This is a genomic window from Sphingobium indicum BiD32, from assembly GCF_000382885.1.
GTDB classification, from domain to species: domain Bacteria; phylum Pseudomonadota; class Alphaproteobacteria; order Sphingomonadales; family Sphingomonadaceae; genus Sphingobium; species Sphingobium japonicum_C.
On sequence record NZ_CAVK010000041.1, the window covers coordinates 1 to 11,957 of the forward strand.

Annotated in this window: 15 protein-coding genes and 1 pseudogene; 10 read left to right on the forward strand and 6 right to left on the reverse strand. The window is 65.1% G+C overall.

Annotated features, from left to right (window positions below; all coding sequences use genetic code 11):
• Positions 1-8: 8 nt before the first annotated feature.
• Positions 9-518 (reverse strand): annotated as a pseudogene (locus EBBID32_RS04125) (Hsp70 family protein); the annotation flags it as partial.
• Between the two features lie 235 nt (positions 519-753).
• On the opposite strand from EBBID32_RS04125, the gene EBBID32_RS04130 reads away from it, so the two are divergent.
• Positions 754-1,026 carry a DUF1294 domain-containing protein gene (locus EBBID32_RS04130; RefSeq protein ID WP_006951197.1) on the forward strand — a complete coding sequence of 91 codons (273 nt, stop codon included), beginning with the start codon at positions 754-756 and terminating at the stop codon, positions 1,024-1,026.
• Here EBBID32_RS04130 and EBBID32_RS04135 read toward each other — a convergent pair whose 3' ends face one another.
• Entirely contained in the window at positions 1,027-1,647 is a 621-nt protein-coding gene (locus EBBID32_RS04135; RefSeq protein WP_006951198.1) for a J domain-containing protein, read from the reverse strand.
• 44 nt (positions 1,648-1,691) lie between these two features.
• Between EBBID32_RS04135 and EBBID32_RS04140 the strand changes: the two genes are divergently transcribed.
• The gene (locus EBBID32_RS04140) at positions 1,692-1,979 is read left to right on the forward strand and encodes a BolA family protein (protein ID WP_006951202.1); all 288 of its coding nucleotides are present in this window, start codon (positions 1,692-1,694) and stop codon (positions 1,977-1,979) included.
• Complete coding sequence (locus EBBID32_RS04145) at positions 1,979-2,884, forward strand: pirin family protein (RefSeq protein ID WP_006951204.1); 906 nt, start codon at positions 1,979-1,981, stop codon at positions 2,882-2,884. Before EBBID32_RS04140 ends, EBBID32_RS04145 begins: the two co-directional genes overlap by 1 nt.
• Positions 2,885-2,959: 75 nt before the next feature.
• On the opposite strand, the gene EBBID32_RS04150 is transcribed toward EBBID32_RS04145, so the two are convergent.
• Positions 2,960-3,754 carry a zinc-ribbon domain-containing protein gene (locus EBBID32_RS04150; RefSeq protein WP_006951205.1) on the reverse strand — a complete coding sequence of 265 codons (795 nt, stop codon included), beginning with the start codon at positions 3,752-3,754 and terminating at the stop codon, positions 2,960-2,962.
• A gap of 168 nt (positions 3,755-3,922) precedes the next feature.
• Here EBBID32_RS04150 and ftsE point away from each other — a divergent pair, with 168 nt between their 5' ends.
• The 4 genes from ftsE to EBBID32_RS04170 are packed head-to-tail and all read left to right on the forward strand — an operon-like array spanning position 3,923 to position 6,776.
• Positions 3,923-4,633, forward strand: a complete 711-nt coding sequence (gene ftsE / locus EBBID32_RS04155) for a cell division ATP-binding protein FtsE (protein ID WP_006951206.1) — start codon at positions 3,923-3,925, stop codon at positions 4,631-4,633.
• Entirely contained in the window at positions 4,633-5,538 is a 906-nt protein-coding gene (locus EBBID32_RS04160) for a cell division protein FtsX (RefSeq protein ID WP_006951207.1), read from the forward strand. Before ftsE ends, EBBID32_RS04160 begins: the two co-directional genes overlap by 1 nt.
• On the forward strand, positions 5,535-6,065 hold the full coding sequence (locus EBBID32_RS04165) for a YdcF family protein (RefSeq protein ID WP_006951208.1): 531 nt from the start codon (positions 5,535-5,537) through the stop codon (positions 6,063-6,065). The genes EBBID32_RS04160 and EBBID32_RS04165 overlap by 4 nt, the downstream gene beginning before the upstream one ends.
• 15 nt (positions 6,066-6,080) lie before the next feature.
• A complete protein-coding gene (locus EBBID32_RS04170; protein ID WP_006951209.1) occupies positions 6,081-6,776 on the forward strand; it encodes a lysophospholipid acyltransferase family protein in 696 nt (231 codons plus the stop codon).
• On the opposite strand, the gene EBBID32_RS04175 is transcribed toward EBBID32_RS04170, so the two are convergent.
• Together EBBID32_RS04175 and hisC are read right to left on the reverse strand one after the other, a co-directional pair.
• Positions 6,773-7,678, reverse strand: a complete 906-nt coding sequence (locus tag EBBID32_RS04175; RefSeq protein ID WP_006951211.1) for a prephenate/arogenate dehydrogenase family protein — start codon at positions 7,676-7,678, stop codon at positions 6,773-6,775. The two genes, EBBID32_RS04170 and EBBID32_RS04175, sit on opposite strands and share 4 nt — an antisense overlap.
• A gap of 4 nt (positions 7,679-7,682) precedes the next feature.
• Positions 7,683-8,792, reverse strand: coding sequence for a histidinol-phosphate transaminase (hisC, locus tag EBBID32_RS04180; protein WP_037488672.1), 1,110 nt, complete (start codon positions 8,790-8,792; stop codon positions 7,683-7,685).
• A gap of 88 nt (positions 8,793-8,880) precedes the next feature.
• Here hisC and metX point away from each other — a divergent pair, with 88 nt between their 5' ends.
• Genes metX through EBBID32_RS04195 form a run of 3 tightly spaced genes read left to right on the forward strand, consistent with a single transcriptional unit; the run spans position 8,881 to position 11,309 of the window.
• Positions 8,881-10,017 carry a homoserine O-acetyltransferase MetX gene (gene metX / locus EBBID32_RS04185; protein ID WP_006951213.1) on the forward strand — a complete coding sequence of 379 codons (1,137 nt, stop codon included), beginning with the start codon at positions 8,881-8,883 and terminating at the stop codon, positions 10,015-10,017.
• Positions 10,014-10,607, forward strand: coding sequence for a methionine biosynthesis protein MetW (gene metW, locus EBBID32_RS04190; RefSeq protein WP_006951214.1), 594 nt, complete (start codon positions 10,014-10,016; stop codon positions 10,605-10,607). Before metX ends, metW begins: the two co-directional genes overlap by 4 nt.
• 15 nt (positions 10,608-10,622) lie before the next feature.
• Positions 10,623-11,309 (forward strand): pentapeptide repeat-containing protein, encoded by a 687-nt coding sequence (locus EBBID32_RS04195; RefSeq protein ID WP_037488682.1) that lies wholly within the window; start codon positions 10,623-10,625, stop codon positions 11,307-11,309.
• Here the strand turns inward: EBBID32_RS04195 and EBBID32_RS04200 are convergent.
• Positions 11,306-11,923 (reverse strand): TetR/AcrR family transcriptional regulator, encoded by a 618-nt coding sequence (locus EBBID32_RS04200; protein ID WP_006951218.1) that lies wholly within the window; start codon positions 11,921-11,923, stop codon positions 11,306-11,308. The two genes, EBBID32_RS04195 and EBBID32_RS04200, sit on opposite strands and share 4 nt — an antisense overlap.
• Positions 11,924-11,957: the final 34 nt, after the last annotated feature.

Sequence of the window (11,957 nt, forward strand, 5' to 3'; positions counted from 1 at the left end):
CCTCATATAAGCGGCTCATAGACATAATGAATGTCGGCGCCGAACCCGGCGAACATCGCGTCATAGCGTTTGCGCGCCAGCGCCTCGTCGGGGCGCGACCCGGCATAGGTCACTGGCCGCCCGACGATGATCCGTTCCGGCCTTTGGTCCAATGCGCCGCCTGCATGGCCGACCATGCGATTGAGGAACATCGCCCCCAGTTCCTCGAAGCGATAGCGTTTCTCGAATATATTCGCGCTCTCGAAGATCGGGCTGGCCGCGACCGATTTGAACGACTGGAGGAAGCGGCTATCCTCCGGATATTCCATATATTCCGCGATCGCCCACGGCCCCGCCTCATGCGCCAGTCCGCCCTTTGCGCCTTCCTCATGCCAGAAACAGAGCGCTGATCGGAACACCGCGCCGGTCGCCTCCTTGCCCGCAAATTCGACCAGATCGGACTGCTCACGGCAAGCGATGGCGACGACGCTGTTGGTCGTGCCGAAATCTAGGCCCAGCGCGCGCGGCACGTCCTGCATGTTTTTATCTCCGGGGAAGGGGGCCGCGCCCTATGACAGTCGTGTCGCGTCAGGACAAGCCTGTCCTACACACCCCTTCGCTGCCATGCTCCGCCCCGGCTCTTTCATATCGTAGACATTGCGAAAAACTTGCCATGCGCAACATGGGCGAAGTTTGCGAACTTCCGCCGTCGGCAATGGCGGTGATGGATATTGAGGAAAGGCTTTTTTAGAAATTCCGGGATAAGTCGTACCGATGATCATGACCACGACTGTCGCGTTGTTCCTGATGGCGATCAACGCTTTGACCATGCTGGTATTTTATCAGGATAAGGCCAGCGCCATTGCCGGCGAACGACGGGTGCGGGAATCGGATTTGCTCACGCTGGCCTTCATTGGCGGCACGCCGGGCGCGTTTCTGGCCCGCCATCTGTTCCGCCACAAAACCCGGAAGGAACCGTTCTCGACCCATCTCATGGTCATCGCGGTCGTCCAGATCGGCGCACTGATCGGCTGGTTCCTGCTATAGTCAGGCGAAAATCGCTGCCTTCTTCAAATGTCCATAGGCCTCGATCACCGCCTGCAACGCGCTTTCATGGCTGCGGTCGCCGCCGTTATGGTCGGGGTGATAGCGACGCAGCAACTGGGTGTAGCGGGTGCGCAACGCCTTGCGGTCGGCGTCGATCTCCAGCTCCATGACGCGCATCGCCTTGCGATCGTCGGCTGACAGAAATTTCCCATCCTGCCGCATCTGCGCATCGGCGCGCGCCTTGGCGACACGTTCCTTGAACTTCGCGCCAATGGCGTCGAGCGGATCGGAAAAGTCCGACCATTTGGGCGGCGGGCTGTGCGCGTTGGAGGAGAAAGCGCGCGTCTCCCGCTCCCACCCGGCAAAGGGGCGCTGGGCGGCGGCGATTTCCTCCGGCGACATGCCGGTGAAGAAATTATAGCCCTGGTTGAATTCGCGCACATGGTCCAGGCACAGCCAGCGCCAGCGCGGCCCCTCATCACCGGGGCGGGCGCTGCCCTCCAGCGGCGGCGCGCGGAACTCGCCCGCTTCGGGGCAGCCGCTGACCCAGCAGGGGCGGTCGCCTTCCACCCGGCCATGGAAGCGGTTGAAACGACGGGTCGAGAAAGGGTCGGTCGACAAAACTGTCCTGATGCAAGTCGCGGCAAAGCGTCTATATAGGCGGCATGACCCAGATTCTGAAAGGCCCAGTGGCCACCGAAATCGAAACGCGGCTGCAAAATGCCCTCACCCCCCAGCAGCTGGCCGTGACCGACGACAGCGAAAAGCATCGCGGCCATGCCGGGCATGACGGCTCTGGCGAAAGCCATTTCACCGTGGACATCGTGTCGGATCACTTCACCGGCCAGAGCCGCGTAGCCCGCCAGCGCATGGTCAACGCCGCCCTTGCGGACCTGCTGCGCGACAAGGTCCATGCGCTGGCCATCAAGGCGCGCGCGCCCGGAGAAGCCTGATGACCATGGACGACCTCATCATCCAGACGATCACGCCCACCACCCATGATCTGGGCGATTTCAAGGTCCACCGGTCGCTGCCCGCCAAAGGGCGCACGATGGTCGGCCCGTTCATCTTCTTCGATCAGGCTGGCCCGGCAAAGATCGGTGCGGGGCAGGGCATTGACGTCCGCCCCCACCCGCACATCAACCTCGCCACCGTCACCTATATGTATGAAGGTGCCTTCTTCCACCGCGATTCGCTGGGGACGGAGCAGATTGTCGAGGCGGGCGCGGTCAATCTGATGACGGCGGGCAAGGGCATCGTTCATAGCGAACGCTCCCCCGATGAGGAGCGGGCCAAGCTGTCCAAACTCTCGGCCATCCAGACCTGGCTGGCGTTGCCCGACGCACTGGAGGAAATGGACCCGGCGTTCGAGCATGTCGGTGAAGGCGGCCTGCCGGTGATCGAGGCGCATGGCGTCCGCGCCCGCGTGATCATGGGGTCGCTCTGGGGCGCAGCCTCGCCCGTCACCACCTATGCCGACACCATCTATGCCGATATCCAGCTGTCGCCCGGCGGCCGTGTGCCGATCGACCCGTCGGCGGACGAACGCGCGATTTACGTATCGGGCGGCGATGCGGCGCTCGACGGCATGATGCTGGCCCCCCAGACGCTCTACGTCCTGCGCCCCGGCATCAGCGCGACGCTGATGAGCGTGGATGGTGGCCGCGTCGTGCTGTGCGGCGGCGAAGCGTTCAGGACGCCGCGCCATGTCTGGTGGAACTTCGTCTCGTCCCGGCAGGACCGCCTGATGCAGGCGCGCGAGGATTGGGAGGCGCTCCGTTTCCCGCTGATCCCCGGCGACGATCAGGAGTATATCCCGATCCCGCAAGGACGGCCCAAGACGGTCAGCTACCCTTAACCTCCCCGTTCCGGGGAGGGGGACCGCCGGCGCAGCCGATAGTGGAGGGGGCGGGCGGCTGGACGCGCCCTCGCCCTACTGAACGAAGGTCAGTGACAGATTTTCGGCATTTTTGGGAATGTCGATCCGGCTCTCGTTGATCGAGGCTTCCTCGCCCGGTTTCAGGCGGTTCTTGTCCGCCTTGGTCGTCCAGCTGAACACCAGCCGGTTCTGCCGGTCGCGCAACTGCACCAGCACCGGCGGCACCGGCAGCGCCTGAGTTCCGCTGTTGACGATCCGCGCGCCAAAGGCGAAATATTCCTCGCCCGTCGGCAGCTTGCGCCGCTCGGCAGGCTTGGACAAATAGAAGAGCAGGTCAGGATCGCCCTCTTCGGCGACCAGCCCCAGGCTGACCGCCCATCCGGGTGGTCCGAAATAGTAGAATGCTCCGCCAGCCGCCGCGACCAGCGCGGCAAAGGCGATGGCGGCATAGGTCCATAGCTTGACCGGATTGCGGCGCGGCTTGAACGGCGGGGCGGGCGCGAACTGGCTGTCCTGCACCGGCTCGACCGGGGCACCGGCGTAAATGTCGTCGATCCGATTGTCCGCAGGGGCGGCGATCGGCGGCGCAACCGGGGCAGGCGCTTCAACCACGACAGGCGCAGTTTCGGGCGCCGACATTTCCGGCACGGTCACTGGCGCGGCAACCGGTTCGACTGGTGGCGCAACAACTGGAGCCTCGACCGGCGCACTCTCGCGCAGCGGCAGGGCGGCTGGTTGCTGGAACCAGCTATGCTTGCAGGCTGCACAGCGGACCTGGCGGCCGGCTGGACCGACGGCGCTGTCCGGTACGACATAGCGCGTCGCGCAATTGGGGCACACCAGGATCATGTTGCTTCATAGGCATGGCAGGGACTCGCGCGCAAGCGGTCAACTTGCGCTGACGTCATTCCGTCGCGACTCGCGGTAAGATGCGGGCAGGCTTTACGGCTGCCTGTCCGCTGTGCCATGGCTGTCGTTCCGGGGAACAGGGAGCGCGCGAGCGCCATATTTCAAGACATGTCGGCCATCGTCCAGTTCGAGAATGTCGGCCTGCGCTATGGTCTGGATAGCGAAACGCTGTCCGACGTCAGTTTTACGCTGGCGGGCGGCGGCTTTTATTTTCTGACCGGCGCGTCGGGCGCGGGCAAGACGTCGCTGCTTAAATTGCTGTATCTGGCCCAGCGCCCCAGCCGCGGTGTCATCCGCCTGTTTGGCGAAGATGTCGTGACCCTGCCGCGCAAACGCCTGCCCGGCTTTCGCCGCCGCATTGGCGTGGTGTTTCAGGATTTTCGCCTGGTCCCGCATTTGTCCGCCTATGACAATATCGCCCTGCCGCTGCGGGTGGCGGGCATGGAAGAGGGCGAGATCGACGCGCCTGTCACCGAAATGCTGGGCTGGGTCGGGCTGGGCGATCGGGGGCAGGCGCGACCCGCCACCCTGTCGGGCGGGGAGCAGCAGCGCGTCGCCATTGCCCGCGCGGTGATCGGGCGGCCCGAAATATTGGTGGCGGACGAACCGACCGGCAACGTCGATGCGGACATGGCCCGCCGCCTGATGACCCTGTTCGAGGCGCTCAATCGCCTCGGCACCACCATCGTCGTCGCCACTCATGATTTGCCGCTGATAGCCCAGGTATCGGGCGCGCAGATGATGCGGCTGGACAAGGGGCGGCTGGCCGACCCGACCGGATCGCTGCGCTATCCGCCGCGCCAGCAGGGCACGGAGTGATGGTGTCGCGCACCGATCGCCGCGCCGCCGCCGCCGCGCGCCATCGCCTGTTGCCCGGCGGGCGGGTGGCGGGGCCGATGCTGTGGATCATTGCGATCATGATGTTCCTGACCGTGCTGGCCGCCGCCGCCGGGCTAGGCCTTGGCGCGGCTGTCCGGTCGATGAGCGCGGATCTCGCCGGACGGGCGAGCGTACAGGTGGTGGAGGCCAACCCGAAACAGCGCGACCAGCTGGCCGCGCGGGCGCTGACGGCGTTGCGCGGCGCAGACGGGGTGCGCGCCGCCGCTGCGGTCGATCCCGCGCTGCTCGCCGACCAGATTCGCCCTTGGCTGGGGGAGGAAGCGACAAGCGGCGACCTGCCACTGCCCGCGCTGATCGACGTTACGCTGACGCCGGGCGATGCCGACGCAAAGGTCGCGCAGTTGCGCCGCCTGCTGGGCGGACTGTCCCCTGCCTTGCGGATCGAGCCCCATGCTGCCTTTCTGCTGCCCCTTGCCGGATTGCTGTCCGCGCTGGGCTGGCTGGCCGCCGGGGTCGTGCTGCTGATGACGCTGGCGACCGGGGCGGTCGTGGTGCTGGCGGCGCGCGGCGCGCATGACAGCCATCGCGGCACGATAGAGGTGCTGCACCTGATGGGTTCCACCGATGTCCAGATCGCCCGCCTGTTTCAGCGTCGTATTGGCCTCGACGCCATGCTCGGCAGTGCGCTCGGTTTCGCCTTCGCCGCTTTCGTGATCCTGCTGATCGGCCTGCGCCTGTCGGCGACCGGATCCGAACTGCTCGGCGCTGTGAGGCTACCCCCGATCGGTTGGGCGGTGCTGGCACTGCTGCCGGTAGCGGGGGTTATGCTGGCGACGCTGGCGGCACGCTGGTCGGTGTTGCGGGCGCTGGGGCGGGCGTTGTGATCGTCCGACTGCTGGCCGTCGCGCTGCTCGGCTGGATGCTGGGCTTTGTGTGGTTCGCGATTTTCCTGCCCCAGCCGCTTGACGGACGCCAGACCGATGCGATCGTCGTGCTGACCGGCGGTGCGGGGCGGATCGACCGGGGCATCGCCCTGTTGCAGGGCGGCGCGGCCAAGCGAATGCTGATTTCCGGCGTCGACCGGTCGGTCCGTCCGGTCGAACTGGCGGCGCAATATCAGACGCCCGAAGCCTTGTTCGCCTGCTGCATTACATTGGGCCGCGAAGCGATCGACACACGGTCCAACGCCATCGAAACTGCGCGCTGGCTGGAACGGCGCGATTACAAGACGGTGCGGTTGATCACCACCGACTGGCATATGCGCCGCGCCGCGCTGGAATTGCGGCAGGCGCTGCCCGGCCGGGTCGCGATCGTCTATGACGCCGTGCCCAGTCGCCCCAGCCTGACGATGCTGGCGCGGGAATATAATAAATATCTGCTGCGCCGGGCCGCTGCACTTCTTGGCATTTGATGGCATAGCGCTCCCATGATCACCTTGCTGCGTTCCATCGTCTTTTCGCTTGTCTTTTATCCCGGCAGCCTGCTGCTGGTACTGGCCGCTTTGATATCCAGCAGCTTTTCGCCGCCCACGGTGCAACGGGTGGCGACGGTGTGGGGCTGGTTCCACCATTATTGCGCCCGCTGGCTGCTGGGGCAGAAGGTGGTGATAGAAGGCGACCTGCCGCTTGGTCCCTATCTCTATATCGTCAAGCATGAATCGATGTTCGAGACGATCGACATGCTGTGCGTGTTCGACCGTCCGGTCATCGCCGCCAAGCGGGAGCTGTTCGATATTCCGCTGTGGGGGACCATTGCCGAACGCTATGGCCTGATCCCGATCGAGCGCAGTGCCGGGGCGAGCGCGATGCGGACGTTGCGGACCCGTGCCAGGGAAGCCAATGAGGCGGGGCGGGCGGTGTGTATATTCCCCGAAGGCACCCGTGTTCCGCATGGCGAAGCGCCCCCGTTGCGGTCTGGTTTTGCCGGCCTCTATGCGCTGCTGGGGCTGCCGGTGGTACCGATTGCGCTCAACAGCGGGCTGGTTTCACCCAAAGGCAGTTTCCTTAAAAAAGCGGGCGTCATCACCTATAAGGTGGGCGAGATCGTGCCTGCCGGGCTGGACCGGCGAGAGGCCGAAGTGCGGGTCCATGCCGCGATCAACGCGCTGAACCCAAAAGCTTAATGCGCCCGGCCAAAGTCGGGCTTGGCGTCGTCCTGACCCTGTTCGATGATCGAGCGGCGGATGGCGCGGGTGTGGGTGAACAGGTTGAACAGCGCGTCGCCGTCATTCCAGCGGATCGCCCGCTGAAGCGCTGACAGATCCTCCGAAAAGCGCTGGAGCATTTCCAGCACCGCGTCCTTGTTGGCCAGGAACACGTCGCGCCACATGGTCGGGTCGGACGCGGCGATGCGGGTGAAATCGCGAAAGCCACCGGCCGAATATTTGATGACTTCGGACTGGGTGACATTTTCCAGGTCGCTGGCGGTGCCGACGATGGTGTAGGCGATCAGATGCGGCAGATGGCTGGTCACTGCCAGCACCAGATCGTGATGCGCCGGGTCCATCGTCTCCACATCCGCGCCGACCCGTCGCCATAGCTCCGCCACGCGCTCGACCGCTGTGGGATCGGCATCGGCGGGGGGGGTCACGATGCACCAGCGGCCCTTGAACAGGGTGGCAAAGCCCGCTTCCGGCCCGCTATTTTCGGTGCCTGCCACCGGATGCGCGGGGATGATCGTCCGTCCCGGCAAGGCGGCGACCAGTTGCGCCAGCACGTCCGCCTTGCACGAACCCACGTCACTGACGATCGCGTCGGCGGGCAGATCATCGGCCAGTTCCGCCGCCGCCGCGCCCATCGCCCGCACCGGCACGCACAGCACCACCAGATCGGCGTCGGTGACCGAAGCCCCCGCCGTGTCGGTGATGTCGTCGCACAGGTCGATCCGCCGCGCGGTTTCCCGCACTGCCGGATCGGCATCATGGCCGGTGACCCGCACCGTGGGCATCTCCGCCCGAATGGCGCGGGCGAGCGAGGAGCCGATCAGGCCAAGGCCGATGATGGTGACGCGGGCGAAGGGCAGCATCGCGTCAGGCCGCTTCGGCCATGGCGCGCAGCTTGTTCGCCACCGCGCGGGTCTGCGCCTTGGTGCCGATGGTGATGCGCAGGCCGTTGGGCAGACCCTGTCCGGGCAGCCAGCGGGTGGCATAGCCTTCTTCCCACAATCCCTTCATCGCGGCTTCGGCGGTCAGCTTGCCGTCGAACAGGATCAGCAGGAAATTGGTCTTGCTGGGCACCACGCGCAGACCGTGGTTGGACAGGGCGGCGATTTCGCCCGCCAGCCATTCGCGCCAGCGCGCATTATGGGTGCGGCTCGATTCGACCCATGCGCTGTCGTTGATCGCGGCGATGGCGGCGGCCTGCCCGGCGGTCGTCACGTTGAACGGCGCGCGGATGCGGTGGAGGATGTCGATCACCTCCGCGCTGGCATAGCCCCAGCCGATCCGCTCGGCGGCCAGCCCGTAGATTTTGGAGAATGTCCGGGTCACGAACACATTGGAAGCGGTCCGCGCCAGTTCCAGGCCGCCATCATCCTCGTCTGCGTCCAGATATTCGGCATAGGCCTGGTCCAGCACGAACAATATGTCGGGACGCAGGCCCGCGTGCAAACGGGCAATCTCTTCCCGACTGGTCATCGTGCCGGTCGGATTGTTGGGGTTGGCGAGGAACACGACCTTCGTTTTCTCGGTCACCGCCGCCAGCAGCGCGTCCACGTCGGTCGCATAATCCTTGTCCGGCGCGATCACCGGGGTCGCGCCGACGCGGCGGGCGGCGATGTCGTAAACCGCAAAGCCATAGCGGACATAGAGGACTTCATCGCCCGGCCCGGCATAGGCGCTGGCGGCGATGTGCAGCAGTTCGTCCGAACCGGTGCCATAGATGATCCGCGCCGGGTCCAGCCCATGCACCGCGCCGATCGCCTCACGCAGCTTGGTCGCGCCCGGATCGGGATAGGTGGCAAGGTCGGCGGTGGCCGCGACCAGCGCGGCGCGGGCGGCCGCGCCTGTACCGAGCGGGTTTTCATTGGCCGACAGCTTGATCAGCGGACGGCCATCATCGGTTGCGGACTTGCCCGGCACATAGGGCGAAATGCCGAAAATCCAGTCCTTGGGAGCGGGTTTTGCAAGTGTCTCTGTCATGGCGACGCGCTTTAGCGGCTTCCGCGCCAAAGGCAAAGCGCCCGTCCAGATTGACAGCGCTCCACCGTGGTCCTAGCCCGGCGCGACCATGGCCAGCCTCTCTATGACAGATGACAGCCGTTTCGGCCTGCGCCGACAGGTTCGGCTTGCCGGGCCATTGCCGCTGGACAGCGGCGCGGCGCTGGGGCCGGTCGATATCGCCTATGAAACCTATGGGACGCTGAACGCGGACCGGTCCAACGCGATCCTGATCTGCCATGCGCTGACCGGCGACCAATATGTCGCGTCGGACCATCCGGTGACGGGGAAGCCCGGCTGGTGGTGGCGGCTGGTGGGTGAAGGCAAGCCGGTCGATCCGGCGCGCCATTTCATTGTGTGCGCCAATGTCATCGGCAGCTGCATGGGATCGAGCGGTCCCGCCAGTCTGGACGCGACCACCGGCGCGCCCTTTGCGATGCGCTTTCCGGTGCTGACCATCGCCGACATGGTGCGGGCGCAGGCGATGCTGCTCGACCATCTGGGGGTGGCCCGGCTGGCGGCGGTGATCGGCGGGTCGATGGGGGGCATGCAGGCGCTGACCTGGCCGACGCTGTTTCCGCAGCGGGTGGAAAGCTGCATCGTCATCGCGTCCACCGCGCGGCACAGTGCGCAGAATATCGCCTTTCATGAGGTCGGTCGGCAGGCGATCATGGCCGATCCGCACTGGCGCGGGGGGGATTATTATGCCGACGGGCAGGTGCCGAGCGCGGGCTTGGCTGTGGCGCGGATGGCGGCGCATATCACTTACCTGTCCGAAGCGGGGCTGACCGAGAAATTCGGGCGCCGCCTTCAGGGGCGCGACGCCAAGACATTCGGGTTCGACGCCGATTTTCAGGTGGAAAGCTATTTGCGCCATCAGGGGTTGAGCTTTGTCGAGCGGTTCGACGCCAACTCCTATCTCTACATCACCCGTGCCATGGACTATTATGACATTGCCGAGGATCATGGCGGATCGCTGGCGAAGGCCTTTACGGCCAGCAAGGCGCGCTTCTGCCTCGTCAGTTTCGATACCGACTGGCTCTATCCGACGGCGGAATCGCGGATCATCGTCCATGCATTGAACGCCGGGGGCGCGCAGGCGAGTTTCGTCGAACTGTCCAGCCCGTTCGGCCATGACGCCTTCCTGCTGGAATGTCCCGAACTCAACCGGGTGGTTGATGGCTTCCTGAAAGGCGGCCGGGCGTGAGCGAGTTGCTGCGGCCCGATCTGGCGCTGATCGCGCGCACCGTGCGGCAGGGCGCGCGGGTGCTGGATGTGGGCTGTGGCGACGGCGCGCTGATGGCGGCGCTGCGCGACAATGCCGGGGTCGATGCGCGCGGGCTGGAGATTGACGGGTCGAACGTCGCGGACGCTGTCGGGCGCGGTCTGTCGGTGGTGCAGGGCGATGCGGACACGGACCTGCGCTATTATCCCGATGCCAGTTTCGATTATGCTATCCTCAGCCAGACGCTCCAGACGACGCGGCGGCCCGATCTGGTGGTGGAGGAATTGCTGCGGATCGGGCGACAGGCGTTCGTGTCCTTCCCCAATTTCGCCCATTGGCGCGGGCGGATTTCGCTGTTGTGGGGCGGGCGGATGCCGGTGACGCGGCTGCTGCCCGACACATGGTATGACACGCTCAACATCCATCATGTGACGGTGGACGATTTCCGCGCGCTGGTGAAGGAACGGGGCTGGACGATCGACGGCCAATGGTTCCTGAAGGGCGACAAGGAAACCACCCACGCCAACGCCAATCTGTTTGCCGAACATGCCGTGTTCTTGCTGCGGAAATAGATGGGCGGCCGGGTGATGGATGATCTGTTTTCCGAAGCGGCGATTACAGGGCGGGCGCTGTCACGGGACGATGTCGAAGCATTGCAGGGCGGGCCGCACCAACTGGTCGACTGTCAGTTGGAGGAAGCGGACCTGTCCGGCCTGACCCTGTCGGGATGGACGTTTGAGCGATGCACGCTGCGCAAGGCGGACTTGACGGGCGCAAAGCTGGACCGGACTGTCTGGACATCATGCCGCGCGCCCTTCGCCAATTTTACCGGCGCGGACCTGAGCGAGGCGCAGGTCACCGCCAGCGATTTCAACAATAGCAGCTTCCGGCGGGCGGTGCTGACGTCGGCGACGTTCAGCAACACCAAGTTGACGGGGGCGGATTTCACCGATGCCAGGGGCATGGACCTGTCCTTTGTCGAAACGCTGCTGATCAACGCGAAACTGCCGGGTTTCTCGTTTCGCAAGCAGGTGATGACGAAGGTTGATTTTTCGCAGGCCGATTTGCGCAAATGCGATTTTCGCCACACGGTTTTCGAGGATTGCAGTCTGCGCGACGCCAATATGGCCGGATCGCGCTTTGACGGCGCGGATTTGCGATCCGCTGATCTGGGCGGGCTGCGGCTGGTCGATGCCGGGCTGTTCCGCGGCGCGACCATTTCGCGCAGCCAGGCCGGGCAGTTGCTGGGCGAGCTGGGGCTGAACGTCCGTTAGTCCGGGCGCGTCCCTATTCCCTTTTCGATCAGCGCATTGGCGATCGCGGCAATCTCGTCCGCCGGGCGGCTGTCGTCCCAGATGCCGTAGCGCAGCCCCAGAAACACGTTCATGCCCATGATCGCCCAGGCATGGACCTCCTCCACATCGGGGCGTACCTCACCGCGCTCGGCGGCCTTGGCAAGGCGCGTGGCAACGCGCGCGGCGGTATTTTCATAATGGGCGCGATAGGCGGCGGCATCGACAAATTCCGATTCGTCGATGATGCGGTACAATTCCTTGTGCGACCGGGCGAACTCCAGAAAGCTCAATAGGCCAATGCGTTCGGCGTCGATGCCGTCGCGTGCCTCTGCGATCCGTGGTGACACATAGTCGCGCACCTGGCCCGACATGTCGGCCACCAGCGCGCGGAAAATATCGTCCTTGGTATCGAAATAGGTGTAGAAACTGCCCAGCGCACAGCCCGCGCGGCGGGTGATGCCGCTGATCGACCCTTCGTGAAATCCCTTTTCGCCAAATTCCTGCGCCGCCGCCGCCAGCAAGGCGCGGCGGGTGCGTTCGCCGCGCGCCGTGCGGGGTGTCTTGTCGTCCTTGCCAAGCCCCTGATCGGTCATAGTCTCTCCCCCCGTCGCTGTGTTCTTTTTAGCG